Here is a 26,398-nt window from a genome sequence, read left to right on the forward strand (position 1 = left end):
GCCCCGTACGCTGTCCCCCGTGCCGCCCTCCCGCCTGCGCCGTGTCGCCGTCCTTGTGCTCGACGGTGCGAAACCGCTCGATGTCGGCATCCCGGCGCAGGTGTTCACGACGCGCGCGAGCATGCCGTACGAGGTGCGGGTGTGCGGCGCGGCGCCCGGCCTCGTGACCGGCGGCGACGGCCTCTCGTACCACGTCGCCCACGGCCTCGACGCGCTGGCGTGGGCCGACGTGGTCTTCCTCCCCGGTTACCGGTCTCCCGACCTCGACGACCCGCCGCGGACCGTCGTCGACGCGCTGACGGCAGCCCACGACGGGGGCGCGCGGCTCGCCGCCATCTCCACGGGCGCCTTCGCGCTCGCCGCCACCGGCCTGCTCGACGGCAGGCGCGCCACGACGCACTGGCACTACACGCGGGCGCTCGCGGCGAAGCATCCTCGGGTGCGGGTCGACGAGAACGTGCTGTTCGTGGACGAGGGCAGCGTGCTGACGTCCGCAGGCGCCGCTTCGGGCATCGACCTGTGCCTGCACGTTCTGCGCGGCGACCTCGGGGTGGCCGCGTCGAACCACGCGGCCCGGCGTCTGGTCGCGGCCCCCTACCGCAGCGGCGGCCAGGCACAGTACGTGCCGCGCAGTGTGCCGGAGCCGCTGGGCGAGCGGTTCGCCGCCACCCGCGAGTGGGCGCTGCGCCGCCTCGGGGAACCGCTCACCCTGGACACGCTCGCCCGGCACGCGGCGGTGTCCGCGCGCACCTTCTCCCGGCGCTTCGTCGAGGACACCGGGTACACACCGATGCAGTGGGTCATGCGCGCCCGCATCGACATGGCCCGTGAGCTGCTCGAACGCTCGGAACGGAGCGTCGAGCAGATCGCCGCCGACGTCGGTCTCGGGACCGGTGCCAATCTGCGGCTGCACTTCCAGCGCATCCTGGGCACCACACCGAGCGAGTACCGGCGCACCTTCGCCCAGGGCGGGTGACTCCACCGGCGCTGTCTCCGGCCCTCGGGCTCGGCACATGGCGCTCGGGCTCGGGCCCGACGCACCACGCTCGGGGCCTGCTCGACGCACGACGCCCGGGCACGACGCACCACGCTCGGGACCTGCTCCACGCGTGGCGTGCCGCGCGGCGCGGGCCGCTTGGCGCGATCCTTGCGGACCGTGGCACTCACGCCGCTGCCACGAGCGGACGCCGCACGCCAGCCTGGTGGCGGACCCGCAAGGCGAACCGGAAGGGCACTTCTCATGACTCGCATCGGCATCAACGGATTCGGCCGCATCGGGCGCAACGTGCTGCGCGCACTGCTCGAACGCGACACCAAGCTCGAGGTCGTCGCGGTGAACGACCTCACGGAGCCCGCCACCCTCGCACGGCTGCTGGCCTACGACTCGACGGCCGGCCGGCTCGGCCGCCCGGTGACCGTCGACGGGGACACCCTCGTCGTCGACGGCCGCCGCATCAAGGTGCTCGCCGAGCGGGAGCCGGCGCGGCTGCCCTGGGCCGAGCTCGGCGTCGACCTCGTGCTGGAGGCCACCGGCCGCTTCACCTCGGCCGACGCCGCCCGCGCCCACCTCGCCGCGGGCGCCAGGAAGGTCCTGGTCAGCGCGCCGTCGGACGGAGCCGACGTCACCCTCGCTTTCGGCGTCAACACCGACGCGTACGACCCGGCCGCGCACACGATCGTCTCGAACGCGTCCTGCACGACCAACGCGCTCGCGCCGCTGGCCGCGGTGCTCGACGAGCTCGCCGGCATCGAGCACGGCTTCATGACCACGGTGCACGCCTACACGCAGGAGCAGAACCTGCAGGACGGTCCGCACCGCGACCCCCGCCGTGCCCGCGCCGCCGGGGTCAACATCGTGCCCACCACGACGGGCGCCGCCAAGGCGATCGGCCTGGTGCTGCCGAACCTCGACGGCAAGCTGTCGGGCGACTCCATCCGTGTGCCGGTACCGGTGGGTTCCATCGTCGAACTCAACACGACCGTCGCCCGTGACGTGTCGCGCGACGACGTGCTGGCCGCGTACCGCGCCGCCGCCGAGGGGCCGCTCGCCGGCGTACTCGAATACTCGGAGGACCCGCTGGTCTCCTCGGACATCACGGGCAACCCGGCCTCGTCGATCTTCGACTCGGCCCTGACCCGCGTCGACGGCCGCCACGTCAAGGTGGTCGCCTGGTACGACAACGAGTGGGGCTTCTCGAACCGGGTCATCGACACGCTCGGACTGCTCGCCACACGCTGAAAGGACGGCCGGTGCGACATCACCGGGGCTCACACGTCACAATGGTGCGATGAGCAATTCCAAGGTTTACTTCGACATCGACATCGACGGCCAGGATGCGGGCCGCATCGTCTTCGAACTCTTCGAGGACGTCACGCCCAAGACCGCCAAGAACTTCATCGAGCTGGCCACCGGCGAGCACGGCTTCGGCTACGCGGGTTCCCCGTTCCACCGCGTGATCCCGCAGTTCATGCTGCAGGGCGGTGACTTCACCAACGGCAACGGCACCGGCGGCAAGAGCATCTACGGCGAGAAGTTCGCGGACGAGAACTTCCAGCTGAAGCACACCGGCCCGTACCTGCTCTCGATGGCGAACGCCGGTCCGAACACCAACGGCTCGCAGTTCTTCATCACCACCGTCCCCACCCCCTGGCTGGACGGCAAGCACGTCGTCTTCGGCAAGGTCGTCGAGGGCACGGACGTGGTCGACAAGGTCGAGGGCTACGGCTCCTCCCCGTCGGGCCGCACCTCCGCGAAGATCACGGTGCGGGAGTCCGGCAAGCTCTGAGGCTGACCGGCCGCACGAGGACCTGAACCGACGGGGGCCCATCGCACACGGTGCGGTGGGCCCCCGCCCCGTCCCCGCCTGGTGAGGGGCGCCAGGTGATGCGACGCTGGGGTGGAGAGGCGTCCGAGAAGGGCAACACCGGGAGGGCCGATGGGACGGGACGTCCCGGCGCTGGTCTTCACCCGCGAGGACCGCCGCCGGTACCGGAGCAAGATGCAGGAGTGCCTCGAGGCCTTCGCGCAGATGCTGCGCGAGTCCCGGTTCGAGACCGAGCGCCCCCAGGTGGGCCTGGAGATCGAGCTGAACCTGGTCGACGACGAGGCCGAGCCGGCGATGTGCAACAGTGACGCGCTCGAAGCGATCGCGGACCCCGCCTGGTCCACCGAGCTGGGCCGGTTCAACCTGGAGATCAACATCCCGCCGCGCCGGCTGACGGCGGGCGGCCCCGACGCCTGGGAGACCGAGATCCGCGCCGCCCTGAACCACGCGGAGGACCGGGCGAAGTCGATCGGCGCCCATCTGATCATGGTCGGCATCCTGCCCACGCTGCGCCAGTCGGACGTGGGCGAGGCCGCGCTCTCGGAGAACCCCCGCTACCGTCTGCTCAACGACCAGGTGTTCGCCGCCCGCGGCGAGGACCTGCACATCGAGGTGGACGGCGTCGACCGCCTGCGGACCTACGCCGACACCATCACGCCGGAGGCCGCCTGCACCAGCACGCAGTTCCACCTCCAGGTGTCCCCCGACGAGTTCGCCGACTACTGGAACGCTGCACAGGCCATCGCCGGCGTCCAGGTCGCCCTCGCGGCCAACTCGCCCTTCCTGCTCGGCAAGGAACTCTGGCACGAGAGCCGCATCCCGCTGTTCGAGCAGGCCACCGACACCCGGCCGCAGGAGATCAAGGCCCAGGGAGTGCGGCCCCGGGTGTGGTTCGGGGAGCGCTGGATCAACAGCGTCTTCGACCTCTTCGAGGAGAACCTGCGCTATTTCCCGGCCCTGCTGCCCCTGTGCGACGAGCAGAGCCCCGTGGAGACACTGGACCGCGGTGACATCCCCGAACTGGGCGAACTCACCCTGCACAACGGCACCATCTACCGGTGGAACCGGCCCGTCTACGCCGTCGCCCACGACACACCGCACGTCCGGGTGGAGAACCGCGTGCTGCCCGCCGGTCCGACCGTCGCCGACACGCTCGCCAACGGCGCTTTCTACTACGGGCTCACCCGCGCCCTGGTGGAGGAGGAACGGCCGGTGTGGTCGCGGATGTCCTTCTCGGTCGCCGAGGACAACCTGCACACCGCGGCCCGGCACGGCATCGAGGCACGGCTGTACTGGCCGGGAATGGGCGAGGTGACCGTACCCGAGCTCGTCCTGCGGCGGCTGCTGCCGCTGGCGCACCGGGGACTGGAGCTCTCCGGCATGGACTCGGCCTGGCGGGAGCCGCTGCTCGGCATCATCGAGCAGCGGTGCGTCACCGGGCGCAACGGCGCGGTCTGGCAGAAGGAGATGTTCCACCGCATCGACGCCGATGCCCGTCCGGGCCGCCACGAGGCGCTGCGCCGGATGACCCGGCAGTACATGGACTACATGCATCTCAACGCCCCGGTCCACACCTGGCCGGTCGACTGAGGGCCGGCACCCCGCGCGGCACGCGCCAGGACCAGGGAGGCGGCAGACGATGTGCCGATGGCTTGCCTACTCGGGAACGCCCGTGCTGCTGGAGAGCATCCTCTACCAGCCGCAGCACTCACTGATCGACCAGAGCCTGCACGCCCGGATGGGCGTCGAGACGACGAACGGGGACGGGTTCGGCGTCGGATGGTTCGGTCCGGAGATGACGACGCCCGCGATCGTCCGGGAGATCGGTCCGGCGTGGAGCAACCGCAACCTCCGGGAGATCGCGAGCCATGTCCGCTCCCCGCTGTTCTTCGCGCACATCCGGGCGTCGACGGGCAGCGCGGTGCAGCAGACCAACTGCCACCCGTTCCGCCACGGCCGCTGGATGTGGATGCACAACGGCGCGATCGCCGAGTTCCACCGCGTCCGGCGCGACCTCGCCCTGGCCGTCGATCCGCGGCTGTTCCTCGACATCGAGGGATCGACGGACTCGGAGATGATGTTCTTCCTGTCCCTCACGTTCGGCCTGGAGGACGATCCCCCGGCGGCCGTGGCGCGGATGGCGGGGCTGGTGGAGGAGATCGGCCACGAGCACGGCGTCCAGTACCCGCTGCAGATGACGGTCGCCGTGACCGACGGGCAGCGGCTGTGGGCCTTCCGCTACTCCAGTCAGGGCGCCTCACGGTCCCTCTTCTACAGCTCACGCGTGGAGAGCCTGCGGGCGCTCCATCCCGACCTGCCCTTCCTCCGGGAGGCATCCGACGACACCCGCCTCATCGTCTCGGAACCCCTGGGCGATCTGCCCGGCGTCTGGAACGAGGTGCCCGAGAGCAGCTACGGCGTCGTCCAGGCCGAAGGAGACGCCATGCTGCCCTTCACTCCGCTGGCGGTCTGACGCGGCGGAGCCGGTCGGCGTGGTCGGCGAGGCTGTCGACGCGGGCGGCGAGCTCGGGATGGTGAGCGGCGAGATGAGGGCGGGCGCCGCTCAGCGGGCCGACGAGCCCGGCGGCGTCGTCCTGGCCCAGCGCCCGTACGAGCGGCGTGCGGGCCTCGGCCGGGAGGTTGGCCAGGGCGGTGATCTGGCCCGCGAGCTGGCGGAGGTCGGCGGCGTTGCCACGGGCCCAGGTGGTGACGGCGCGGTCGGCGGCGCGGCGGTCCCGGGTGGCCCGGACGCGTTGTTCGCCGGTGGTGCCGGGAGCTCCGGGGCGCAGGCGCAGGTAACGCCGTTCGGCGGCCTGCCGGCTGGCGACACCGAGGGGGTGGGCGAGGTCGGACCAGCTCGCGCCCACCTCGCGGGCGGTTTCGATCAGTCCCGTCTCCCATCCCGCGAGCTGGTCGCGCACTTCGCGCAGGAGCAGCAGCGCGGCCAGGGCCTGGTCGGAACTGACCGGTGAACCGGGCTGTGCCGGGGGCTGCGGTGCCTGGGCGGTGCGCACGGCCTCGTCGATGGCTGCCAGCGCCGCCTCGGCGGCGGGGAAGGACGCGGGCCGGGCGCCGGCTTCCCGCTCGTCTGCGGTCATGGGTCACCTCCGTTCGATCATGTCACCTGACGGATGACGCCGTCACTTGTCATCCTTTCGATGACATGCTACAAGAAAAGCAGGAAGCAGCGCATGAGCGGTTCTGCCCGAAGTGGAGGTGTTTCCCGATGCTGATGCGCACCGACCCGTTCCGTGAGTTCGACCGGGTCGCCCAGCAACTGTTCGGCAACGCGTCCGGCACCTGGTCGCGGCCTACGGCGATGCCCATGGACGCCTACCGCGAGGGCGACGCGTACGTGATCGCCCTCGACCTGCCGGGTGTCGACCCGGACGCGATCGACATCGACGTCGAACGGAACATGCTGACCGTCCGGGCCGAACGCCGTCCCGTCACCAAGGGCGAAGACGTCCAGATGGAACTGTCGGAACGACCCCTGGGTGTCTTCTCCCGTCAGGTGATGCTGGCCGACACCCTCGACACCGAGCACATCAGTGCCGACTACGACGCGGGCGTCCTCACGCTGCGCGTCCCGATCGCCGAGCGGGCCAAACCGCGCAAGATCTCGATCGGCACCGGCCCGGACCGCAGGGAGATCCCGGGCTGAGGCGGAGCCGCCCTCCCGGTGGCGGAGGGCGGAACCGCCCACGGCGGCTCCCGCCCTCCGCCCCTGCGCCGGCACGTCGGCACGTCGGCACGGAACGCCAGGCAAGGAGGACCCCGATGGCCATGCGGTGGGAAGTGTTCCTCGACCATGTGCAGGACCGCGGCGAGTACCCGACCCGCACCGAGGCGGAGCGTGCAGCGCGCACCGTGCTGGCGCTGCTCGGCGCGCACCTGGTGGGTGAGGTACGGGCCGAGCTGGCCGGCCGGCTCCCGGAGACCTTCGCCCTGATCCTCCTCAACCCGCTCCAGGCCGCCGAACCCCTCTCCCCCGAGCGGTTCGTGCGGGCCACCGCGGCGTGGATCGAGGGGGCCACCGAACAGACCGCGGCCTGGGACGTCGGCGCCGTGCTCAGCGTGACCGCCGACGCGGCGGGCGAGGAGCTGACCCGTCGCATCCTGCTTCAGCTCCCGCCCGGATACGACCTGCTCATGGGCCGCCCGCAGGACACCACGGCCCCGAGAACGGCCCGCGCGTCCGGTGACTGACACGACCGTGTCCGCCGGCCGCCGGCCACCCCGTCGAACAATCCCATGAACGAGAAAGGCGTCTTCACCGATGCAGTCCAAGACGGCCCCGGCGACCCTCAGCACCGAGCCGGCCATGTCGTTCGGCCAGATGCTGGAGCAGGTCCGCTACAACGGCGCGTACCCCACCCGCGAGCGGGCCGAGGAAGTCGTCTCCGCCGTCCTCGCCGCCCTCGGGCGCCGCGTCACCGGTGAGGAGCGCGTCGAACTCGCGGCCCGGCTCCCCCGCGAAGCCGCCCGGATCTTCGCCTCCGAGATCCCGATGACGGACTCGCTGACCGGCTGGGCCTTCGTCCGGGACCTCGCCGCCCGCACCGGTGGCAGCCTCGCCACCACACGCTGGGACGTCGGCTCCGTGCTGGGCGTCGTCGCCCACCTCGCGGGGCCGGCCCTGCTGGACCGCATCCTCGACCGGCTCCCCTCCGGGTACGCGATCCTCTTCGGGCGCGCGGAACTCACCCAGGCCGCCTGACGTCCGTGTGGCGAGCCCGGGCCGCGCCCGGAACGGGACGGCGGAACGGGCCCTCGCCGCGCGTCGCGTGGAGCAGGCAGCGGCGCACGGCGCGGGCAGCGGCCGTCCGGGGCAACCGCGGTGCCCCAGCGCGGGCGGGCCCGGACGGCGGTGTCAGCACCCCGGCCGTCTGCCGGTACCGGACCCCGAGGAGCCGGGCTTCGCAAGGCCTGGCCGGCGGTCACCCGGGCGGACGCCTGCTGGACGGCCGGCACGGTGTCGCCGCCGGTGAACGCCGTGCGGGCCCACGGTCCGGCCTGCCGGACACGGCGCCGTGGCCTCGGTCCGGTTGGGCCGCACTCCCCCGGCTCGACAGCCCGCGGCGACGTCGCCCCCACGGGCACCATCGAACGTTCCTGTTCGTGAGGGTCCGCGCACAGCGGGGCCCCCGTGGCCGCCCCTGCGCCGGACTCCTGTCCCGGACCCGCCTCCTGGGAAACACCGACGCGACGCGGCCGTGGCGCCCGTCTGGCGCGAGCCCGTCCTGATCGGAACAGTGAGGCATGTCTCCGAACACCACGCGCCCGTTGACAGAGCCCCTGGAAGATCACACAATCGGGCCATGACCCGATACCGGTTCGAGACGACGGCGGAGCCTCTGCGCGTGCCCGATCGAACCGGATGTGAGCGCTCCGGCCGATAGCCGGCTGTCTCTGAGCCGAAGGCTCGATCCGCGCCGCATACAGAACGAATCGGTCTTCTTACCGGAGACGTTCCGGAGCACGTCCATTTCCCAGGACATCCGGCACGGCCGCACCACGTCATCTCCCACGGCTGCCACGGCTGTCGACAGGCGACATCCCGCCATGTCGCCGTACCGCCGTAGGCCGATGCGCTGCCGAGCCGCCGCCGGGGCCTGGTCAGACCACCATTGCATGTGAAGGGGAGGACTCCATGACCGTCACGACCGCCGGTCCGACCGCCGGCCTGCGTGAAGCCCGCATCCCGGGGGACGGTATGTACGAGGGACGGCGCGTGCTGCGCCGGCTGCCCGAGGGATGGGAGGAGCGGCCCTACGAACTGTTCGAGGTCGTTCCGCAGGCGCGCACCATCGGCGCCGAGATCAGGGGCGTCGACCTCTCGCGCCCGCTCTCCCCCGCCCTGCGCGAGCAGCTGAACCGTGCCCTGCTGGAGTGGAAGGTGCTCTTCTTCCGCGCCCAGCACCTCACCTCCGACCAGCAGCGCGACTTCGCGGGCAACTGGGGCGAGCTGGAGACCAATCCCCTGCTCGCCGCCGGCTCCAGCGAGGACGTCGTGCGCTTCGACAAGGCCGACGGAGCCACCCCGACGTACGAGAACGTCTGGCACACCGACGTCACCTTCCGCGAGCGGCCCGCGCTCGGCGCGGTCCTCCAGCTGCGTGAGGTCCCGCCGTTCGGCGGGGACACGATGTGGGCGGACATGGCGGCCGCCTACGACAACCTCCCCCAGGAGGTGAAGGACCGCGTCGACGGCGCCCGGGCCGTGCACGACTTCATCCCCGGCTTCGCCAGGTTCTACGGACCCGAGCGGCTGATCCCGCACCAGGAGCTCTTCCCTCCGGTGGAACACCCCGTGGTGCGCACCCACCCCGAGACCGGCCGGCGCATGCTGTTCGTCAACGCCTCGTTCACCACCCACATCACCGGCATGGAGCGTGACGAGAGCGACCGGCTGCTGCGCTTCCTGTTCCAGCAGGCGCATGTCCCCGAGTACCAGGTGCGTTTCCGCTGGCAGCCCGGCGACATCGCCTTCTGGGACAACCGCGCCACGCAGCACTACGCCGTGGGCGACTACGGCTCCGCACGCCGCGTCGCCGAGCGCGTCGCCATCGAGGGCGACCGTCCCTTCTGACCGGCGCGCGCCCGGGCCGGAGACGGCGGTCCGCCTCCGGCCCGGGGTTCGGCTAGGCCGGGTCCTCTTCCTCGATCGCGGCCGGGCGCAGCTGTGCGGCACGGATGCGTGCGACGTCGAGTTTCACGCCGCGGTCGAACCGGTAGATGCCGTTCTGCTCCTGGAAGACGTCCGTCAGCTGGGTGTAGCAGTAGCCGAACATGTCCCGGTCCTCCAGCAGTACCCCGGTCAGGCCGCGGAACCGCTCGTGGAACTCGTCCTCGTCGCGGACCCGTTCCCCGTAGCCCCAGGAGACGGTGCGGTCCTCACCGGACCGGTCGGCGGCCGCCTCGGGGTCCCACCAGATGCCGCCGAACTCGCTGACGAAGTACGGCTGTCCGCGGTACGGCTGGGAGTACGGGGTGCCGCTCTCGTGGGCGTTGACGAAGGGAGCGTCCTTGGCCAGGCCGGACATCAGCTGCCGAAAGACGGCCGGGTCCTGCTCGTAGCTGTGGGAGTCGTAGATGTCGGTCTCGGCGACCCGGTGGGCGTAGCCGGAGGCGTCGATGACCGGACGGGTGGTGTCCATGGCCTTGGTGGCCAGGAACATCGCGCGGGTCACGGCGTCGAGCTGGGTGACCCGGTCGTGCAGCTTCTGGTAGGTCTCGTTCAACGGGCACCAGCCGATGACCGAGGGGTGCGAGTAGTCCCGTTCGAGGGCCTCCAGCCACTGGCCGACATAGGAGGCGTCGGGCTGCTGGTTGTCGCCGGAGGAACCGCCCGTCTCGCAGCCCCAGTCGCCGAACTCGCCCCAGACGAGGTAGCCGAGGCGGTCCGCGTGGTACAGGAAGCGCTCCTCGAAGACCTTCTGGTGCAGCCGGGCACCGTTGAAGCCGGCCGCCATGGCCAGCTCGATGTCCCTCACCAGTGCCTCGTCGGTCGGGGCGGTCATCAGCCCGTCCGGGTACCAGCCCTGGTCGAGGACGAGGCGCTGGAAGAGCGGCCGCCCGTTGAGGAGGACCGCCTTGCCGCGCAGGCCGACGGCGCGCAGCCCGGCGTAGCTCTCCGCGCCGTCGACCACCTGCCCGTCGGCGTCGAGGAGTTCGAGGCGCAGGTCGTACAGGTGGGGGTCGTCGGGACTCCACTCCCGTCGCCGGTCCTCCGGTACCGGCAGGTGGAGGCGTGGGGCCAGGTCCAGGTCGGCGCGGGCCTCGGCGCGGCACACCTCGCCGTCGGCGTCGCTGAGGACGGCGCGTACCCGGTGGCCGGGACGGTTGGCGGACAGGGGCAGTTCGAGGTGGAAGGCGGAGCCGGCCAGGTCGGGGGTGATGCGGGGCCGGCGCAGGTGCGCCTCCGGGACGGGCTCCAGCCAGACGGTCTGCCAGATGCCGGTCACCCGGGTGTAGTTGCAGTCGTGGTTGGCGTACCTGACGGCCTGCTTCCCGCGCGCCTGCGGGCCCGACTTCGGGTCGCGGGCGCGGACGGTGACCACGACCTCCTGACCGGTCCCGGCGACGTCGCCGAGGTCGGCGGTGAAGGGGGTGAAGCCGCCGCGGTGCCGGGCGACCTCCTTGCCGTCGGCCCACACGGTGGTGTCGTAGTCGACGGCGCCGAAGTGCAGCAGCACGTGGCGCCCGGCCCACGCCGCCGGCAGGGTGAGGACGCGCCGGTACCAGACGGCCTCCAGGAAGTCGGTGTCCCCGACGCCGGACAGCTCGGACTCGGGCGGGAAGGGTACGAGGATCTCGCCTCGCAGTTCCCGGTCGAGCAGACCGCGTTCCAGTCCGCTGTCCCCCCGGTCGGTCTCGAACTGCCAGGCGCCGTTCAGGTTGAGCCAGTCGCGGCGCACGAACTGCGGTCGCGGGTACTCCGGGCGCGGTGCGGAGTGAGTGGGCACACATGCTCCAGTCGATCGGTGGGCCGGCGCGGGCGCCGGACCCGTGTGTACGGCTGTGGGGGGGGGCGTGGTTCAGGAACCGCCGAGGCCGGTGGTGGCCACGGAGTTGACGATGCGGCGCTGGAAGAGGAGGAAGACCACGATCAGCGGCAGCGCCGCCAGCAGGGCGGACGCCATGGACTGCGCGTACACGATGCCGTAGGAGTCCTTGACGGTGGCCAGGCCCACCGGGAGGGTCATCAGGTCCGGGTCGTTGGTGACGATGAACGGCCACATGAAGTTGTTCCACGCCCCGATGAAGACGAAGATCGCCACCGCGGCCACGATCGGCCGTGAGAGCGGCAGCACGACCGACCGGAAGACCCGGAACTCGGAGGCGCCGTCGATGCGGGCCGCCTCCTCCAGTTCCCGGGGGACGGCGTCGAAGAACCGTTTGAGGATGAACACCATCATGGGGGCGACGACCTGGGGCAGGATGACCGCCGCGTAGGTGTCGACCAGGTCGAACAGGAGCATCTGCTCGAACAGCGGCACGACGAGCAGCTGCGGCGGGACCATGATGGCCGCGACGGTGACGGCGAGCAGCGCCCGGCGCCCGCGGAACGTGCCGCGCGAGAAGCCGTACGCCGCGAGGGTGGAGACCACGACGGTGATCAGCGTGACCAGTCCGGCGATCAGGACGCTGTTGAAGGCCCAGACGGTCACGTTCCCGCGTTCGAGGATCTGCTGGTACGCCTCCGCCGTGAAGGCTCCCTTGAACGGGGAGAGGCCGGGGGTGTTGACGTCCTGCTCGCTCTGCAGCGAGGTGGCGATCGCCCACAGGAACGGCAGCAGCCAGACGGCCGCCAGGACGGCCAGCGCCGTGCCGGCCAGGACGCGGGGCAGCCGGCCGTGGCCGAGGAGCAGGGGCGCGCCGGTCTCTTCGCGGGACGGGCGGCGCCGCGGGCGGAGGGTCGTTGCGGTGGCGGACACGGTCAGTCCTCCTGCCGGAAGAGGCGCAGCTGCACGAGCGAGACGACGATGACGAGCGCGAAGAACAGGTAGGAGATGGCGGAGGCGTAGCCGAGCCGGTAGCCGGTGAAGCCGACGTCGTAGACGTACTCCAGGACGGGGCGGGTCGAGCCGTCGGGGCCGCCCTTGGTGAGGATGTAGATCTGGTCGAACACCTTGAGCGACGCGAGGATCTGGAGCATGGCCACCAGCGCGGTCGTCCTGCGCAACTGCGGCAGCGTGATGGACCACAGGCGCCGCCACGCGCCGGCCCCGTCGAGCGCCGCCGCCTCGTCGAAGGTCGAGGGCAGGGACTGGAGTGCCGCGAGGTAGAGCAGGAAGTTGAAGCCGACCGTCCACCAGACGGTGAGGGCGGCGACGGACCACATGGCGACGGACTCGTCGGACAACCAGCCCACGGGTTCCATCCCGAGGGTGTCGAGGAGTTGGTTGCCGAAGCCCAGTTCCGGCTGATACAGCCAGGTCCAGATGAGGGTCACCACGGTCACGGGCAGCAGGTAGGGGGCGAAGAACGCCAGCCGCCACGCCCACTGTCCGGCGAGCCCGCTGTGCACCAGCAGCGCCATCGCCAGCGGGACGAGCACCAGCGGCACGCTGGAGACGACGGTGAAGAAGAGCGTGTTGCCGAGGCTGCTCCAGACGTCGGGGTCGCCGAGGGCCTCGGTGTAGTTGTCGAAGCCGACGAAGCTCGTGTCGCGCAGGGCGAGCGAGGTGTCGGTGAAGCTCATCCAGAGTCCCTGCGCGATCGGCCAGACCATGAAGAGACCGAAGAGGAGCAGGAACGGCAGGACGAAGACGAACCCGGCGCCCGGGGTGAGGCGCAGGCGGCGCAGGACGGCGCGTCGGCGGCCGCCCGCGCGGACCTCGGGCGGGTCGGTCCGCGCCTCGGCGCCGAGGGGTGCGGTGGTGGTCACGTCGCTCACTCCTTCTGCGGGTCAGGCCACCGGATTGGGCTGCCGCAGCAGCGCGTCCGCCTCGCGGACCATCTGACGTACCGCCTTCTCGGCGGACGTGTTGCCCAGCAGCGCCGACTGGAGGGGCTGACACATGCGGTTCTGGAAGTTCGACCCGGCGCCGGCGAACCAGTTGGGCGGGTCGAGCACCGCCACCTTCGCGGCGTCCGCGTAGGAGGACTGCGGTTTCAGGGCCGCGTACGCGGGCTCCGCGAGCACGGGCTGATACGCGGGGATGTGGCCGGCGCCCGCCCAGGTGAGGCTCTGCTCGAGTATCGCCGCCACGTACCGGTGGGCCTCGCGTCGCCGTGCCGGGTCAGGGTCCTTCTGGTGCGGAAGGACGAAGCTGTGGCTGTCGGTGTAGACGGCCGGCTTGTCGAAGACCTGCGGGAAGGGCGCGGCGCCCAGCGGTATGCCGGACTCCTTGAGGGTGGGCAGTTCCCACTCCCCCAGCATCGCCATGCCGCCGCGTCCTCCGGTGAAGCCGGCCACCGACCCGTAGTAGTCCAGGTTGTTGGGGTTCGTGCGGCCGTCGAAGAGCTGCTGCATGAACGTGACGACGCGTACGGCGGCGTCGACGTCGATCTCGGGCGGACCGCCGTCCGGCAGGGTGAACTCGGCGCCGGTCTGCGCGTAGAGGCCGGCGAACAGGCGCCAGTTCTGTGCCGTGTCGGTGACGTGGCCGAACAGGATGCCCGCCTGACCGGTCGCCTCGGCGAGGGCCTTGCCCGCGTCCAGGAGGGCCTCCGGCGAACCCATGGGAGCCAGCTCGCCCGAGGAGTCCAGGAGCCCGGCGGACTCCGCGGCCTCCTGGTCGTAGAAGACGATGAAGGGGTGGACGTCCAGCGGGATCGCGTAGACGGTTCCGTCGTGCTGGGTCCGTTCCCAGACCGCCGGCGCGAAGTCCTTCCGCGTGACCCCGAACTCGGCGAGCAGGTCCAGATCGAAGGCATCCACCAGGCCGCCGGGAGCGTAGCCCGCCAGCCGGGACAGATGCATGGCGGCCACGTCGGAGGCCCGGCCGCCGGCGGCCGACATGGCGAGCTTGGTGTAGTAGGACGGGCCCCAGTCCAGGATCGTGCGGTCGATGTCGAAGCCCTCGGACCCCTTGGACCCCTTGGACACCGCGTCGATCATGTCGTCCATCAGCATGCCGTCGCCGCCCTGGAACAGGTCCCAGACGCTCAGCGTGGACGTCCCGGAGGCGGCGGCCGGTGCGGCGCAGCCCGACAGCGGGCCCGCGGCGAGCAGGGCTCCCGCTCCGGTCATGGTGTGACGCAGCAGCCGGCGGCGGCTGAGACGGCGTCCCGGGTCGGACGCCGCCGGCACCCCGTGGGCAGGCAAACGGGAACTCATCGCGGACCTTTCGACGGCCGGACGCTCATGCGGTGGCTTGTTTTTTACATCGATGTACATGGGCTGTAAAGAGGTGGGGACGGGGTTGGACCGTGGTGACGGCGCGACCGGGGTTGCGCCGTGGTGTCAGGCCGGGCCTGCGATCGGATCCGTGCGGTGCCGGGACATAGACTCGGCAGCCGCGGGAGAGGCAGGGAGGTCTCGGTGGCACGGCCCAGGATCAAGGACGTCGCACGTCATGCGGGCGTTTCGGAGAAGACGGTGTCCAATGTCATCAACGACTACGCCCATGTGTCCGACCGGACCAGGAAGGTGGTCCGCGAAGCCATCGAGCAGCTCGGGTACCGGGTGAATCTGGCCGGCCGTCACCTGCGCAAGGGCCGCACCGGCATCATCGCCCTGGTCGTGCCCGAACTGGACATCCCGTACTTCGCCGAGCTGGCCCGGCACGTCATCCGCGAGGCCGAGCAGTGCTCCCTGACCGTCCTGATCCATCAGTCCGGGGCGGACCGCGCCCACGAACTGGCGGCGCTGGCCGGTTTCGGCTCCACCTTCGTGGACGGGATCATCCTGAGTCCGCTCGCCCTGACCGCCGCCGACCTGCGCGATCGCGTGGGCGCCCCGCCCACCGTGCTGCTCGGGGAGCTGCTGGAGGAGGGCGCCGACCACGTGGCCATCGACAACGAGCGTGCCGCACGCGAGGCGACCGCCCACCTGATCGGTCTCGGGCGCCGCACCATCCTCGCCGTCGGTGGACGCGACGACTCGGGCCTGGGAACCGCCGAGGCCCGCACGCGCGGCTACCGCGCCGCCCTGTCGGAGGCGGGCATCGCCTACGATCCGGCCGCCCTGCTGCCGGTCGACTCCTTCAGGATGCCCGACGGCGCCCGGGCCGTGGCGCGGGCGCTGCGCGACGGCGCCCGGCCCGACGCGCTGCTCTGCCTCAACGACCAGCTGGCGCTGGGCGCGTTGCGTGCCCTGCACGAGCACGGGGCCAGGGTGCCGGAGGACGTCGCCGTCGTCGGCTTCGACGACGTGGAGGGCGGACGGTTCTCCGTACCCACGCTGAGCACGGTGGCTCCCGACAAGGCGGCGGTGGCCAAGACCGCCGTACAACTGCTGCAGCGCCGCATCGAGGAAGCGACGGCACCGGACGGCGTGAGTGCCGGCAGCGAGTCCGGCGTGCTGTCGCCCCAGGACCGCATCGTGGCCCACCGGCTCGTCCTGAGGGAGAGCACGGAAGGCCACCAGCGGCCCTGACGGGGTGGTCGGCCCGGTGGCCAGTTCATGGGGGCCTCGGCGCGGCCGGCGCTCACGAAGGATGCCCCGGACGGGGAGTTGCGCTCTCCCGTCCCCCGGTCCCGCAGGGTGTGGCGGCCGTGCGCGAGCCGTGGGCTGACGTACCGCACCGCCTCGCCGACGCGGATCGAGTTGTGGAAGCCCACCCGCTGCTCGGGGCCCCGTCGACGCTGATCGCCGCGCAGCCGTTGCCCGTGTCCTTGGCGGAGAGCAGGGCGATGCGAGTACCGGTGATGGAGAAGGCTGCCGTGGCACCGGCCCGGTCGCTCCAGTGGCCGTCGCTCCAGAAGCACTGGGCGGCGCAGCCCGTTCCGCAGTTCCAGGCACCGCTGTAGGTGACGCCGCCGGGGCCGCTCGAACGGCCGTCGCCCAACCGCCCAAAAATGGTATTCCATTTGCCGCAGACCTCTTGACGGTGCTGTTCGGCGAAAACTACGTTCTGTTCATCGAAAAGCCGCTTCCGCTTTGCGGAACTCTGCGACTCCCCACACCCTGATCCCAGGAGTCCCGTATGACTGCCCTGGAAGACCGCCGCTCGCCCGCGGAGACCGGCGACACCGCCACCAGCTCCAGCCTCTACACGTACGACCTGGCACCCACGAAGAGGGAAGGGCGCCGCTGGGGCGCCTACAACGTCTTCACGCTCTGGGCCAACGACGTGCACAGCCTGGGCAATTACGCGTTCGCCATCGGACTGTTCGCCCTCGGACTGAACGTGTGGGGCATCCTCGCCGCCTTCGCGCTCGCGTCCGTCCTGCTCTTCCTGCTGCTGACGCTGTCCGGGTTCATGGGGCACAAGACGGGTGTGCCGTTCCCGGTGATGAGCCGCATCGCGTTCGGCGTCAAAGGGGCGAAGATCCCGGCCGCCGTCCGAGGCCTCGTCGCTATTGCCTGGTTTGGTATCCAGACTTATCTCGCCGCCGCGGTACTGAGCACTCTCCTGGTGGCGATGTTCCCCGGGCTGGCCCGCCTGGACACGAACTCCCTGCTCGGCCAGTCGACTCTCGGCTGGACCACCTTCCTGGCCCTGTGGGCCCTGCAAGTGCTCATCGTGAGCTACGGGATGCAGATGATCCGCCGGTACATGGCCGTCGCCGCGCCCACCACCCTGCTCACCATGTGCGTCCTCGCGGTGTGGATGTTCGTCCGGGCGGACGGCTCGGTCTCCCTGTCCAACGGTGAGCCGCTCACCGGCGGCGCGATGTGGCTCCAGGTACTGCAGGCCGCCGCCCTGTGGGTCGTGATCTACGGGACGTTCGTCCTGAACTTCTGCGACTTCACCCGGTCCGCGCGGAGCCGCGGCTCCATCGTCCGCGGGAACGTGATCGGCATCCCGGTGAACATGCTCTTCTTCGCCGGCATCGTGGCGGTCCTCAGCGGCGCCCAGTTCCGTCTCGACGGGCACGTCATCACCAGCCCGACGGACATCGTCAGGACCATCCCCCACATGTTCCTGCTGGCCGTCGCATCGCTCGCCCTCATCGCCCTGACGGTGGCGGTGAACCTGCTGGCCAACTTCGTGGCGCCGATCTACGCCCTGGTCGACCTCTTCCCCCACCGGCTCGACTTCCGCCGCGCCGGTCTGGTGAGCGCCGTCCTGGGCCTGGTCATCACGCCGTGGAACCTCTACAACAGCCCGGTCGTCGTGAACTACTTCCTCGGCGGGCTGGGCGCCCTGCTCGGCCCCCTCTTCGGCGTGATCATGGCGGACTACTGGCTGCTGCGGAAGTCCCGCGTCAACGTGCCGGCCCTCTACACCGATGACGCGGGCGCCGAGTACCACTACCGCCGCGGCTACAACCCGCGGGCCGTCGCCGCCTTCGTCCCCAGCGCCGCGATCGCCGTCGTCGTCGCCCTGGTGCCCTTCTTCCACGCCGCGGCCGGGTTCTCCTGGTTCGTCGGCGCGATCATCGGCGCCGTGCTGTACGCGGTCGTCGCCGACCGCGCCTCGCCGATCCGCGACGTGGACGGCGAGACCATCGCCGTCGCCGCGGAATAGTCCCCCCACCGTCGCGGGCCTCCCACCCGAGCAGAAGGCCCACCCGAGCAGAAGGCCCATCCATGCGCATCCTCGTGGTCAACGTCAACACCACGCAGTCCCTCACCGACGCGATCGGCGAACAGGCGGCCGGCGCGGCTTCCCCGGGCACCGAGATCGTTCCGCTGACGCCCTCCTTCGGCGCGGAGTCCGTCGAGGGCAACTACGAGAGCTACCTCGCCGCGGTCGCCGTCATGGAGACCGTCCGCGCCCACCCGGAGCCCTTCAACGCGGTGATCCAGGCGGGATACGGCGAACACGGCCGGGAAGGGCTCCAGGAACTGCTCGACGTTCCCGTCGTCGACATCACCGAGGCCGCGGCGAGCACCGCGCAGTTCCTGGGCCGCCGCTACTCCGTCGTCACCACCCTCGACCGCACGGTGCCCCTGATCGAGGAGCGGCTGGAGGTGGCCGGACTGAGCGCCAGGTGCGCCTCCGTACGCGCCAGCGGGCTCGCCGTACTCGACCTGGAACAGGACGGACAGGCTGCCGTGGACGCCATCACCGAACAGGCCGCGCGCGCCGTCGAGGACGACCGGGCCGAGGTGATCTGCCTGGGCTGCGGGGGCATGGCCGGTCTCGCCGAACGCGTGGCGGAGCGTACCGGTGTCCCCGTGGTCGACGGGGTCACCGCCGCCGTGACGGTCGCCGAGTCGCTGGTCCGCCTCCGCCTGTCCACGTCCAAGGTGCGCACCTACGCGCGTCCGCGCCCCAAGCGGATCGTCAACTGGCCCCCGAAGGCAGGGGGACGCGTCCCGTGACGCATCCGGTGCCGTCCCACGTCCCCGGTCGGCGGCCCGCCACGGGGCACGCCGGCCGCGGGGTATTCTGACGGGTCGCCCGACCGACGCTCCGCACCGGCGCGGTCCGCGACTCGGAACGGGACCACAGACGAAGGACGGCGATGGCTGCGTCACAGGGCTTCATGCCCGAGTCCGAGCGGGTCACACGGCAGTTGCGCGACGAGATCATCGACGGTGCGCGGCGGCCGGGCAGCCGCCTGGTCGAGCGGGAACTGGCCGAGGCACTCGGCGTGAGCCGGCTGCCCGTCCGGGAGGCCCTCAAGACCCTGGTGTCCGAGGGCCTGGTGACCCCGCGACCGCGGACGTGGGCGGTGGTGCGGGAGTTCACCACCAGCGACATCGCCGATCTCGACGAGGTCCGTTCGGGCCTGGAGACCCTCGGCTTCCGGCTCGCCGCCCAGCGGCACACACGCGCCGGGCTGGAGAGGCTCCGCGCGACGGTGGACGCCGAACTCGCGGCGGCCCGCGCGGGCGACGCGGTACGGGCCCGCCGGGCGGCGGCCGACTTCCACCAGACGGTCATCTCCCTGGCGGCCAACGAGTTGCTCAACGAGCTAGAACGCGTCCTGCGCAGCCGGCTGCGATGGCTCATGGGCCAGCACGACGACCTGCTGGGCGTGGCGCTGGAACACGAGGCCCTCTACCAGGCCATCGCGGAGCGCGACGTCGAGCGTGTACAGGCGCTCGTCCTGCACCACCTGGCGACGAGCCGCAGCGCTGCCCTGGGACACCACGCCCAGGAGCAGCCGGAGAGCCGGGGCCGGGCGGTACCGGAGCGGAAGCAGGGGCAGGGGGAGTCCTGACCGCGGCTTCCGGTGGCGCGCCGGCGGGGCTGTCGCCCGTCCGCGAACGGAAGCGCCGGGTGAAGGCCCGTTCGGTCCGGGCCGTCCGCGCGGGCCGGACGGCGGTGGCGACATCACGACGTGCCGGACGGGCCCCGGCCGTCCCGCACCCACGGCCGCAGCTTCTCCGGATTGCGGACCACCCAGATCCGGGTGACGCGGCCGTCTGCGACCTCGAACGAGGCCACGGTCACGACGGCGCCGGCACGCCGGGCCACCAGGCCCGGCACACCGTTGACCGACCGCTGCAGGAGTTCGAGCCCCGGAGCCTTGTCGGCGATGGCGGCCATGTACTGGGCGATGCGCGCGCCGCCCTCGATCGGGCGTAGGGCGGTACCGGCCATGCCCCCGCCGTCGGCGGTCATCACCGCGGCCGGGTCGAGGAGGTCGACGAGGGCCGCGATGTCCTTGGTCTCCCACGCCGCTCTGACCTGCCGTACCGCGTCGGCCTGCCCGGCCGCGGTCGCCGGAGCGCGGGCGCCGCGCGCCCGCCGCCGGGCGGAGGCCGCGAGCTGCTTGCAGGCCGCGGGGGTCCGGCCGAGGACGTCGGCGATCTCGGCGAAGGGGTAGCGGAAGACGTCGTGCAGGACGAAGGCCACCCGCTCGGCGGGGGTCATCGACTCCAGGACGACGAGGAAGGCCATGGACACCGATTCGTCCAGGACCATCTGGTCGGCTGGGTCGGTGCCATGGCCGTGCCCCCACTCGGCGCGGTCGGGCAGCGGGTCGGGCAACCACGCGCCGACGTAGCGTTCCCGCCGGGCCCGCGCCGAGCCGAGCACGTCCAGGCAGACGCGGCCGGTCACCGTCGTCAGCCAGGCGCCTGGGGACACGATCTCGTCCCGCCGGCCTTGTGGCAGCGCGTACCAGCGCGCGTAGGCCTCCTGCACGGCGTCCTCGGACTCGGCCAGTGAACCGAGCAACCGGTAGGCGACATTGATCAGTTGGCGTCGCTCACCGGCTGTCCCATCGGTGCGCGCGCCGGCCGTCCCCATACTCCCGACCGCCTCCTCGCCTTACCTTTCGCAGGCCCGCGTCGTCGGGCTGGTGAGACCTTACCGATCTACCGCCCCCGGGCGGAAAAGAAGGGGACCGTGACATGGCAGCCTCGGCAACGACACATCGCCGCTACTCGTTCCTGCGGATCGCGATCGCCCTGCAGACCCTGACCATCTTCCTTCAGGCGGTCTCCGCCGGACTGCTGATGTCCTCGTCCTACGGAGAGACGCTGCACAGTGCCGGAGCCCGCGTGATGTACGGGGCGTCGATGCTGTACGTGCTCGCGGCGGTGCTGGCGTGGAAGCCGGGCGGCGGCTCGCCCCGGCCCATCTGGAACGCGTGCGGCTTCCTCGTCCTCGCCTCGGTCCAGGTCGTGGTGGGCATCGCCCACATGTCGTCGGTCCATCTCCCCCTGGGTGTCCTGATGTTCGGACTGAGCGTGCTGGCCCTGGCACGGCGCTGAGGTCCGCCACCGGGGGCGGTGACAGAGCGTCCCGGGACGGTGGCAGGGCCCGCCGGGCAGGGCCTGGGCCGGGTGTTACTCGTCGGTGACGGCGGACGGACGCGTTCGGCGGCCGTCAGGCGATCACGGCCTCCCAGGTGTCGACGGCGTAGTGGACCGTCATGCCGTGGCGGCCGTACAGCCGTGGGGCGCCCGTCGCGTTCTCGGTGTCGACACCGAGGCCCACCGTGTCCCGGCCCCGAGCGGCGAAGTGGGCGAAGGCGTGGCGGAGCAGGAACGCGCCCAGGCCGCGGCCTCGGGCCTCGCGCAGGACACCGATGCTGCGGATCCAGCCCATGGCCTCGCGGTCGTCCCGCGCCAGCAGGAACCCGGCGTCGCCCAGGTCGTCGGTGGCGGCGATCCAGACCAGGGACCAGTCCAGCCCCTCGGCGTGAATGTCGTTCAGCCAGAGCCGGTAGTCGCGCGGCTGGAAGTCGAAGTGGTCCGCGAACGCCTGCTGGTACAGCTCGTACACCCGGATCCGGTCCGCCTCGGTGGCGCAGGCCCGTACCCGCACTCCCACCGGGACGTCGGGCGGGAGGTCGCTCGCCGGGTCCACCGCTCGGCGCAGTACCTGATGACGCCGGACGACGCTCCAGCCCCGCGCCTCGAGGAGTTCGGTGTCGGTCGTGGGCCGGGCGGCGAGGTGCAGGTGGACGACGGCCCGCGCGGCTCCGTTGGCTCGTGCCCCGGCCAGGGCCCGGGCCTCCATGGCCGCCAGCACGCGCAGCCCGGTCCGCTGGTGGTCGGGGAGCACGTAGTGGTCGATGTCGATGCGCTCTCCCCCCGACTCGTCCCACAGCAGCCCGTACGCCACCAGCCGGCCGTCGTCGAAGGCCAGCCATGAATCCCGCGCCAGATCCGTCCGCGGGTTCTTCAGGTCGGCTTCGACGGTGTGCTGGTCGGTCTCGGGCCGGCCGATCTCGATCCGGTCGATCTCGTTGAGGAGGTCGGTGATGGCGGGGGCGTCGGCGAGGGTGGCCGACCGCAGGGCAGCAGGGGACATGGGGGCAGGGTTGTGTGCGCCGAGGGGGGACCGCAACGGGTTTTCCGCCGGCCGCGCTGTCCACGGGCCGTCCTCTTGCCGGTGCCGGCGTCGATCCGGGCACGTAGGGCGGCGAACCGCGGGCATACGGAGGTTCCGAGGCCCTCTCCGTCGCCGACCAACGGGAGTTCCCTGTGACGCCGAGCCTGCGGACCGCCCGCGTGTGCCGTGCCACCGCCGCCCTCCTCCTTGCCGCCGCCGGATACGCGGCCACCCACCACCCCTGGCTCGCCCTGCCCGGCCTGTACGCCGCTGCCGTGTTCGCCTGGTGCGCGGCCCGCGCCCGGGCCGGGCACCGGCTGCTGGCCGCACGGGCGCAGCGCGCCGAGCGGCTGGCACGCCCGCGCCGACGGCGGCCGCTCAGCACCTCTCTCCCCGTGTGCTGCGTGTTCTGGCAGCGCTCCGTCGGCGCCGGGCACGGCCCGGAGTGCACCCGCCCCGCTGCCGCCCGCGTCCCCCTCCGCGTCAGGTGCTGCGAGCGGTGGTGGACCTCTCTGGGCGCACAGCACGACGCGGGCTGCCGCCATCGTGCCGGCGCTCGGGACGGGGGCCGGCCCCGCACGAGCCCGCGGTAGGGACCGGCGGGCGCCCGCCGGCCGGACGCCTCGGCGACTTCTTCCGCGAGGGACCCGACCGGCCATGGCACGGATGTCACGGCGACGGTGGGGCGGGCGGCCGGGCCCGTTCGGCGCAGTACCCCGCGGCCCACGCGTGCCCGCCACGCGGCTCGCCGTGGCCGCGAGGGAGGCGCTGGACGTGTCAGCGGGTGTCCGTCAGACCGCCGGTGACGGCGATGACCTCACCGACGGTGAAACTGGAGTCCGCGTCGGAGGCCAGGTACACGTACGCGGGAGCCACCTCCTCCGGCTGGGCGACCCGTCCCATGGGGGACGAACTGCCCAGGTTGGTCAGATAGTCGTCGGGGAACCGCTGCCCTGCCAGGTTGAGCACCGTCCAGGTCGGCCCCGGGGAGACGACGTTGGCGCGGATGCCGCGCTCGGCGAGGTGGGGGGCGATGGACTTGGTGAAGACGACCAGAGCTGCCTTCGAGGCGGCGTAGTCCATCATCATCTCGCTGCCCTTGAGCGCCTCCTCGGACGCGGTGGCGATGACGGCGTCGCCGTGGGAGAGGTGCGGCAGGGCCGCCATCACCAGGTGGAAGTAGGCGTAGACGTTCGTCTTGAAGACCCGGTCGAAGTCCTCGGCGGTCAGGTCGGAGAGGCTGTTCTGGCTGTTGAGGAAGGCGGCGTTGCTGACCAGGACGTTCAGGCCGCCCAGCTCCGCGACGGTGCGTTCGACGACATCCGCGCAGAAGGCCGGCTCGCACAGGTCGCCCGGCAGCAGCAGGCAGGTGCCGCCCTCTTTCTCGACCGCTTCCCTGGTCTCGTCGGCGTCGCTCTGCTCCTCGGGCAGGTGGACGATGGCGACGTCGGCACCTTCGCGGGCGTAGAGCACGGCGACCGAACGGCCGATCCCGGAGTCGCCCCCGGTGATCAGCGCGACCTTTCCGGCGAGCTTTCCGGAGCCCCGGTAGTTGGCGGCGAGGTAGCGCGGGCGCACCTCCATCCGCTCCTCCAGGCCGGGGCGCTGCTGGCGCTGGAACCGGTAGGGCGGAGAGAGCTCCGCCTCCTCCTGGGGCATCGCCGGACGGTCGAGCGGTCCGTCGCCCGTTCCCTTCCTCTCCACCATCACTGGCCTCCATACGATCGCCTGCGCAGTCGGCGCCACCGGCCGGCGGCGCCCAGCAGTCGCCTGTCCCGAGCGCAGACACTCAAACGAGCCACGTCCAGCGCCGCCGATCGCCGAGCAGGGTGGCCGGCGGTGCCGCGGGGACCCTGGGTTCGCCTTCCCCCCCGGGCGATGCCCTCAGCGGTTGGGGCATCGTGTCGGGGGTCCGGTCGACGACGGGGACCTGACACGCGTGGACTCCCTGGCGCGGGCGCAGAATCTGCGCATGCTGGAGCGCAACGGACTGGTGGAGCGGTGCGTGCGTCCCACCGTGCCGCCGCGCGTCGGGTACACCCTCGCGGAACCGAGTCAGGGACCGCGGGAGACGACACACCACACGGGCGACTGGACCCACCGGTACCTGGGCCCCGACGACGCCTCCCGTCGCGGCTTCGGCTACGGCCCCTGACGGGCGGGGCACGGTTCGGCGTCGCCGGCGCGCGGGAGAAGCGGGGGGCGGCGCGCGGGGGAAGCAGGGAGCGGCGCGCGGGGGAAGCGGGGAACGGCGCGCAGGGCCCTGCAGTGACCGACGACGTGTTCACCCGGGCCACAGGTCACGCTCGCTCGCCCAGCCGACCGGCCGTCAGCTCCCGGCCACGCCGCCCACTACGCCGTGAGACACTTTGCCTGGTCTTTGCCTTTCGGGAACCGCGTGGCCCCCGGGTGCGTTCATCCTGATAGCCGCGAGAAATCGCGGCCGAGGACCAAGACGGATACGCAGCAGCAACAGAAGCCGAGGTGGCACGAGTGGCGATGTGGGACAAGATCAAGGACCAGGCCAAGACCTTCCAGCAGTCCCAGGGCACTCGGGGAGCGAGCGGACCCGGGCAGGGGCAGCAGGGCTACCAGGGCCCTCAGGGTTCCGGCCGGCCGGGCTCGTCCTCCGGCGGCTCCAAGGCCCAGCTGATCGGGATGTTCAAGACCCAGCTCGCATCGGTCAAGACCGAACTCAAGAGCGGCGCCTACCGGGACGCCAGCATGGCCATGTGTGCCCTGGTCGCCGCGGCCGACGGGCAGGTGGAACCGGCGGAGCGGCAGCGCGTGGAGGAGCTGATCGTCTCCAACGAGGTCCTGCAGAACTTCCCGGCGGACCAGCTCCGCCAGCGGTTCAACCAGCATGTGGACCGGCTCGTCGGCAACTTCGAGCTGGGCAAGAGCGAGGCCCTGCAGGTGATCGCCAAGGCCGCCAAGAAGCCCGCGGAGGCCCGGGCGGTCATCCAGACCGGCATGGTCATCGCCGGGGCCGACGGCGTCTTCGAGCCCTCCGAGCAGTACGCGATCCGCGAGGCCTGCACCGCGCTCGGCGTGCCGCCCTCGGAGTTCGGCGTCTGATCCCGTCCGCTCGCGCACGGGAACTCGCGGACGGGAAAGCGTTTGACGGCCGTCGGCGTCGAAGGCTCGGATGGGGTCCATGAGTTCAGGGCAGCAGATGCATCCGGGCATGTACCCTCTCGACGCCCGTCTCGTGCGGCGGCTGGTCGAGGGACGGTTCCCGCAGTGGAGGGGACTGCCCGTCGAGCGCTTCCCGTCCGGCGGCAGCGTCAACGCGATGTACCGGCTCGGCGACGACATGGTCGTACGGCTGCCGTTGGTCGAGGGCGGCGCCGGGGACGTGCTGGCGGAGCGGAAGTGGCTGCCCCGCCTGGCGCCCCTTCTGCCCACCGCCGTCCCCGAGGTGCTCGGGGACGGCGAGCCGGCCGAGGGGTATCCGTGGCCGTGGTCGGTGTACCGGTGGCTGCCCGGGGAGACCCCCGAGGCCGGGGCACTGAGCGAACCCGCGCTGCTGGCCGGGGATCTGGCCGGGTTCGTGGCGGCGATGCGGCGGGTCACCCTGCCGGGCGCCCCGTGGGCCCATCGCGGCGGCCCGCTCGCCACGCTCGACGAGCCGACGCGGGCCGCGATCGGGGAACTGCGCGCTCTGCCCGAGGAAGGCTTCGACTGCGACGCCCTGACCGCGGTGTGGGAGGACGCGCTGCGGGCACCGGCGTGGGACGGGCCGCCGGTCTGGCTGCACGCCGACCTGATGCCGGGCAATCTGCTGGTGGACGGCGGCAGGCTGTCCTCGGTGATCGACTTCGGGTGCACGGGAGTGGGCGACCCGGCCTGCGACCTCTTCCCGGCGTGGAATCTGCTGCCGGCCGGTGCGAGGAAGGTCTTCCGCGAGGCGCTCGGTGTGGACGAGGCGACGTGGAGACGCGGCCGGGGGCGGACCCTGTCGCAGGCACTGATCGCGTTGCCGTACTACCGGGAGACCAACGCCGCGATGGCCGGCAACGCCCGGCACGTGATCCGGGCGGTGCTGTCGGAGGACGGCTGAGCAAGCCTCTCACGGCGCGGTCCTCACACCCTCGGCCGGGCTTCCGGGCCGGCTCCCGCACGGCGGTCGTGACGGGCAGGCCGAGTCCGCCCGGCCGCGGCCACTCCCGCGAGGCGAACGGCGCGGGACGGAGACCGGGCTCGTAGGAACCGACGCCGCCGTTCCCCGTGCCCCCCGTGTCGGCGGCACCGCAGGAAGCGGCGATGGCCGTG

Annotated in this window: 26 protein-coding genes and 1 pseudogene; 18 read left to right on the plus strand and 9 right to left on the minus strand. The window is 71.8% G+C overall.

Annotation, left to right across the window (positions count from 1 at the left end):
- The first annotated feature begins 19 nt into the window (after positions 1-19).
- The 5 genes from ACP4IX_RS02970 (at position 20) to ACP4IX_RS02990 (ending at position 5,298) form a co-directional block, all read left to right on the plus strand.
- The gene (locus ACP4IX_RS02970; protein WP_426520187.1) at positions 20-976 is read left to right on the plus strand and encodes a GlxA family transcriptional regulator; all 957 of its coding nucleotides are present in this window, start codon (positions 20-22) and stop codon (positions 974-976) included.
- Between the two features lie 264 nt (positions 977-1,240).
- Positions 1,241-2,239, plus strand: a complete 999-nt coding sequence (gene gap / locus ACP4IX_RS02975; RefSeq protein ID WP_426554677.1) for a type I glyceraldehyde-3-phosphate dehydrogenase — start codon at positions 1,241-1,243, stop codon at positions 2,237-2,239.
- Between the two features lie 49 nt (positions 2,240-2,288).
- Entirely contained in the window at positions 2,289-2,786 is a 498-nt protein-coding gene (locus tag ACP4IX_RS02980; protein WP_426520184.1) for a peptidylprolyl isomerase, read from the plus strand.
- Positions 2,787-2,936: 150 nt separating this feature from the next.
- Complete coding sequence (locus ACP4IX_RS02985) at positions 2,937-4,415, plus strand: glutamate-cysteine ligase family protein (protein WP_426520182.1); 1,479 nt, start codon at positions 2,937-2,939, stop codon at positions 4,413-4,415.
- A 49-nt stretch (positions 4,416-4,464) separates the two neighbouring features.
- The gene (locus ACP4IX_RS02990) at positions 4,465-5,298 is read left to right on the plus strand and encodes a class II glutamine amidotransferase (protein ID WP_426520180.1); all 834 of its coding nucleotides are present in this window, start codon (positions 4,465-4,467) and stop codon (positions 5,296-5,298) included.
- Here the strand turns inward: ACP4IX_RS02990 and ACP4IX_RS02995 are convergent.
- Positions 5,279-5,923: a type III effector protein gene (locus ACP4IX_RS02995; RefSeq protein ID WP_426520178.1), complete on the minus strand. Its 645-nt coding sequence runs from the start codon at positions 5,921-5,923 to the stop codon at positions 5,279-5,281. The two genes, ACP4IX_RS02990 and ACP4IX_RS02995, sit on opposite strands and share 20 nt — an antisense overlap.
- 128 nt (positions 5,924-6,051) lie before the next feature.
- Between ACP4IX_RS02995 and ACP4IX_RS03000 the strand changes: the two genes are divergently transcribed.
- The 4 genes from ACP4IX_RS03000 (at position 6,052) to ACP4IX_RS03015 (ending at position 9,417) form a co-directional block, all read left to right on the plus strand.
- The gene (locus ACP4IX_RS03000) at positions 6,052-6,489 is read left to right on the plus strand and encodes an Hsp20/alpha crystallin family protein (RefSeq protein ID WP_426520176.1); all 438 of its coding nucleotides are present in this window, start codon (positions 6,052-6,054) and stop codon (positions 6,487-6,489) included.
- Between the two features lie 116 nt (positions 6,490-6,605).
- Positions 6,606-7,034, plus strand: a complete 429-nt coding sequence (locus ACP4IX_RS03005) for a DUF2267 domain-containing protein (RefSeq protein WP_426554678.1) — start codon at positions 6,606-6,608, stop codon at positions 7,032-7,034.
- A 70-nt stretch (positions 7,035-7,104) separates the two neighbouring features.
- Complete coding sequence (locus ACP4IX_RS03010; protein WP_426520172.1) at positions 7,105-7,545, plus strand: DUF2267 domain-containing protein; 441 nt, start codon at positions 7,105-7,107, stop codon at positions 7,543-7,545.
- A gap of 933 nt (positions 7,546-8,478) precedes the next feature.
- A complete protein-coding gene (locus ACP4IX_RS03015; RefSeq protein WP_426554679.1) occupies positions 8,479-9,417 on the plus strand; it encodes a TauD/TfdA dioxygenase family protein in 939 nt (312 codons plus the stop codon).
- A gap of 52 nt (positions 9,418-9,469) precedes the next feature.
- On the opposite strand, the gene ACP4IX_RS03020 is transcribed toward ACP4IX_RS03015, so the two are convergent.
- The 4 genes from ACP4IX_RS03020 to ACP4IX_RS03035 form a co-directional block, all read right to left on the minus strand.
- Positions 9,470-11,293 carry a glycoside hydrolase family 2 protein gene (locus ACP4IX_RS03020; RefSeq protein ID WP_426554680.1) on the minus strand — a complete coding sequence of 608 codons (1,824 nt, stop codon included), beginning with the start codon at positions 11,291-11,293 and terminating at the stop codon, positions 9,470-9,472.
- A 72-nt stretch (positions 11,294-11,365) separates the two neighbouring features.
- Positions 11,366-12,265 carry a carbohydrate ABC transporter permease gene (locus ACP4IX_RS03025; RefSeq protein ID WP_426554681.1) on the minus strand — a complete coding sequence of 300 codons (900 nt, stop codon included), beginning with the start codon at positions 12,263-12,265 and terminating at the stop codon, positions 11,366-11,368.
- Positions 12,266-12,267: 2 nt separating this feature from the next.
- On the minus strand, positions 12,268-13,218 hold the full coding sequence (locus tag ACP4IX_RS03030; RefSeq protein ID WP_426554682.1) for a carbohydrate ABC transporter permease: 951 nt from the start codon (positions 13,216-13,218) through the stop codon (positions 12,268-12,270).
- A gap of 21 nt (positions 13,219-13,239) precedes the next feature.
- Positions 13,240-14,613, minus strand: a complete 1,374-nt coding sequence (locus ACP4IX_RS03035; protein ID WP_426554683.1) for an extracellular solute-binding protein — start codon at positions 14,611-14,613, stop codon at positions 13,240-13,242.
- Positions 14,614-14,817: 204 nt separating this feature from the next.
- Between ACP4IX_RS03035 and ACP4IX_RS03040 the strand changes: the two genes are divergently transcribed.
- Positions 14,818-15,873, plus strand: a complete 1,056-nt coding sequence (locus ACP4IX_RS03040) for a LacI family DNA-binding transcriptional regulator (protein ID WP_426520160.1) — start codon at positions 14,818-14,820, stop codon at positions 15,871-15,873.
- A gap of 35 nt (positions 15,874-15,908) precedes the next feature.
- Here the strand turns inward: ACP4IX_RS03040 and ACP4IX_RS03045 are convergent.
- Positions 15,909-16,279 (minus strand): annotated as a pseudogene (locus ACP4IX_RS03045) (hydrolase); the annotation flags it as partial.
- Between the two features lie 144 nt (positions 16,280-16,423).
- Here ACP4IX_RS03045 and ACP4IX_RS03050 point away from each other — a divergent pair.
- The 3 genes from ACP4IX_RS03050 (at position 16,424) to ACP4IX_RS03060 (ending at position 19,556) form a co-directional block, all read left to right on the plus strand.
- Positions 16,424-17,911, plus strand: a complete 1,488-nt coding sequence (locus tag ACP4IX_RS03050; protein WP_426554684.1) for an NCS1 family nucleobase:cation symporter-1 — start codon at positions 16,424-16,426, stop codon at positions 17,909-17,911.
- A 62-nt stretch (positions 17,912-17,973) separates the two neighbouring features.
- Positions 17,974-18,711 (plus strand): aspartate/glutamate racemase family protein, encoded by a 738-nt coding sequence (locus ACP4IX_RS03055; protein WP_426554685.1) that lies wholly within the window; start codon positions 17,974-17,976, stop codon positions 18,709-18,711.
- A 143-nt stretch (positions 18,712-18,854) separates the two neighbouring features.
- Complete coding sequence (locus tag ACP4IX_RS03060; protein ID WP_426520154.1) at positions 18,855-19,556, plus strand: GntR family transcriptional regulator; 702 nt, start codon at positions 18,855-18,857, stop codon at positions 19,554-19,556.
- A 113-nt stretch (positions 19,557-19,669) separates the two neighbouring features.
- On the opposite strand, the gene sigJ is transcribed toward ACP4IX_RS03060, so the two are convergent.
- Complete coding sequence (gene sigJ / locus ACP4IX_RS03065) at positions 19,670-20,590, minus strand: RNA polymerase sigma factor SigJ (protein WP_426554686.1); 921 nt, start codon at positions 20,588-20,590, stop codon at positions 19,670-19,672.
- A 104-nt stretch (positions 20,591-20,694) separates the two neighbouring features.
- Between sigJ and ACP4IX_RS03070 the strand changes: the two genes are divergently transcribed.
- Positions 20,695-21,057 (plus strand): hypothetical protein, encoded by a 363-nt coding sequence (locus tag ACP4IX_RS03070; RefSeq protein WP_426520150.1) that lies wholly within the window; start codon positions 20,695-20,697, stop codon positions 21,055-21,057.
- A gap of 115 nt (positions 21,058-21,172) precedes the next feature.
- Here ACP4IX_RS03070 and ACP4IX_RS03075 read toward each other — a convergent pair whose 3' ends face one another.
- On the minus strand, positions 21,173-22,102 hold the full coding sequence (locus tag ACP4IX_RS03075; RefSeq protein WP_426520148.1) for a GNAT family N-acetyltransferase: 930 nt from the start codon (positions 22,100-22,102) through the stop codon (positions 21,173-21,175).
- Between the two features lie 173 nt (positions 22,103-22,275).
- Between ACP4IX_RS03075 and ACP4IX_RS03080 the strand changes: the two genes are divergently transcribed.
- Positions 22,276-22,716, plus strand: a complete 441-nt coding sequence (locus tag ACP4IX_RS03080) for a hypothetical protein (RefSeq protein ID WP_426554687.1) — start codon at positions 22,276-22,278, stop codon at positions 22,714-22,716.
- A 184-nt stretch (positions 22,717-22,900) separates the two neighbouring features.
- On the opposite strand, the gene ACP4IX_RS03085 is transcribed toward ACP4IX_RS03080, so the two are convergent.
- Positions 22,901-23,782: an SDR family oxidoreductase gene (locus ACP4IX_RS03085; RefSeq protein WP_426520328.1), complete on the minus strand. Its 882-nt coding sequence runs from the start codon at positions 23,780-23,782 to the stop codon at positions 22,901-22,903.
- A 280-nt stretch (positions 23,783-24,062) separates the two neighbouring features.
- On the opposite strand from ACP4IX_RS03085, the gene ACP4IX_RS03090 reads away from it, so the two are divergent.
- The 3 genes from ACP4IX_RS03090 to ACP4IX_RS03100 all read left to right on the plus strand — a co-directional run bounded on the left by ACP4IX_RS03090 (position 24,063) and on the right by ACP4IX_RS03100 (position 26,186).
- Entirely contained in the window at positions 24,063-24,278 is a 216-nt protein-coding gene (locus tag ACP4IX_RS03090) for a winged helix-turn-helix transcriptional regulator (protein ID WP_426554688.1), read from the plus strand.
- Positions 24,279-24,616: 338 nt separating this feature from the next.
- A complete protein-coding gene (locus ACP4IX_RS03095; protein WP_426554762.1) occupies positions 24,617-25,201 on the plus strand; it encodes a tellurite resistance TerB family protein in 585 nt (194 codons plus the stop codon).
- Between the two features lie 79 nt (positions 25,202-25,280).
- Positions 25,281-26,186, plus strand: a complete 906-nt coding sequence (locus ACP4IX_RS03100; RefSeq protein WP_426554690.1) for an aminoglycoside phosphotransferase family protein — start codon at positions 25,281-25,283, stop codon at positions 26,184-26,186.
- Positions 26,187-26,398 lie beyond the last annotated feature (212 nt).

Source organism: Streptomyces sp. WG5 (assembly GCF_049974565.1).
Classification (GTDB): Bacteria; Actinomycetota; Actinomycetes; order Streptomycetales; family Streptomycetaceae; genus Streptomyces.

What these genes read in the sequence shown, in the direction of transcription:
- gap (WP_426554677.1), top strand. Translation starts at nt 1,241, where the DNA reads ATGACTCGCATCGGCATCAACGGATTCGGCCGCATCGGGCGCAACGTG.
- ACP4IX_RS02980 (WP_426520184.1), top strand. Translation starts at nt 2,289, where the DNA reads ATGAGCAATTCCAAGGTTTACTTCGACATCGACATCGACGGCCAGGAT.
- ACP4IX_RS02985 (WP_426520182.1), top strand. Translation starts at nt 2,937, where the DNA reads ATGGGACGGGACGTCCCGGCGCTGGTCTTCACCCGCGAGGACCGCCGC.
- ACP4IX_RS02990 (WP_426520180.1), top strand. Translation starts at nt 4,465, where the DNA reads ATGTGCCGATGGCTTGCCTACTCGGGAACGCCCGTGCTGCTGGAGAGC.
- ACP4IX_RS02995 (WP_426520178.1), bottom strand. Translation starts at nt 5,923, where the DNA reads ATGACCGCAGACGAGCGGGAAGCCGGCGCCCGGCCCGCGTCCTTCCCC.
- ACP4IX_RS03000 (WP_426520176.1), top strand. Translation starts at nt 6,052, where the DNA reads ATGCTGATGCGCACCGACCCGTTCCGTGAGTTCGACCGGGTCGCCCAG.
- ACP4IX_RS03005 (WP_426554678.1), top strand. Translation starts at nt 6,606, where the DNA reads ATGGCCATGCGGTGGGAAGTGTTCCTCGACCATGTGCAGGACCGCGGC.
- ACP4IX_RS03010 (WP_426520172.1), top strand. Translation starts at nt 7,105, where the DNA reads ATGCAGTCCAAGACGGCCCCGGCGACCCTCAGCACCGAGCCGGCCATG.
- ACP4IX_RS03015 (WP_426554679.1), top strand. Translation starts at nt 8,479, where the DNA reads ATGACCGTCACGACCGCCGGTCCGACCGCCGGCCTGCGTGAAGCCCGC.
- ACP4IX_RS03035 (WP_426554683.1), bottom strand. Translation starts at nt 14,613, where the DNA reads ATGAGTTCCCGTTTGCCTGCCCACGGGGTGCCGGCGGCGTCCGACCCG.
- ACP4IX_RS03050 (WP_426554684.1), top strand. Translation starts at nt 16,424, where the DNA reads ATGACTGCCCTGGAAGACCGCCGCTCGCCCGCGGAGACCGGCGACACC.
- ACP4IX_RS03055 (WP_426554685.1), top strand. Translation starts at nt 17,974, where the DNA reads ATGCGCATCCTCGTGGTCAACGTCAACACCACGCAGTCCCTCACCGAC.
- ACP4IX_RS03060 (WP_426520154.1), top strand. Translation starts at nt 18,855, where the DNA reads ATGGCTGCGTCACAGGGCTTCATGCCCGAGTCCGAGCGGGTCACACGG.
- sigJ (WP_426554686.1), bottom strand. Translation starts at nt 20,590, where the DNA reads ATGGGGACGGCCGGCGCGCGCACCGATGGGACAGCCGGTGAGCGACGC.
- ACP4IX_RS03070 (WP_426520150.1), top strand. Translation starts at nt 20,695, where the DNA reads ATGGCAGCCTCGGCAACGACACATCGCCGCTACTCGTTCCTGCGGATC.
- ACP4IX_RS03075 (WP_426520148.1), bottom strand. Translation starts at nt 22,102, where the DNA reads ATGTCCCCTGCTGCCCTGCGGTCGGCCACCCTCGCCGACGCCCCCGCC.
- ACP4IX_RS03085 (WP_426520328.1), bottom strand. Translation starts at nt 23,782, where the DNA reads ATGCCCCAGGAGGAGGCGGAGCTCTCTCCGCCCTACCGGTTCCAGCGC.
- ACP4IX_RS03100 (WP_426554690.1), top strand. Translation starts at nt 25,281, where the DNA reads ATGAGTTCAGGGCAGCAGATGCATCCGGGCATGTACCCTCTCGACGCC.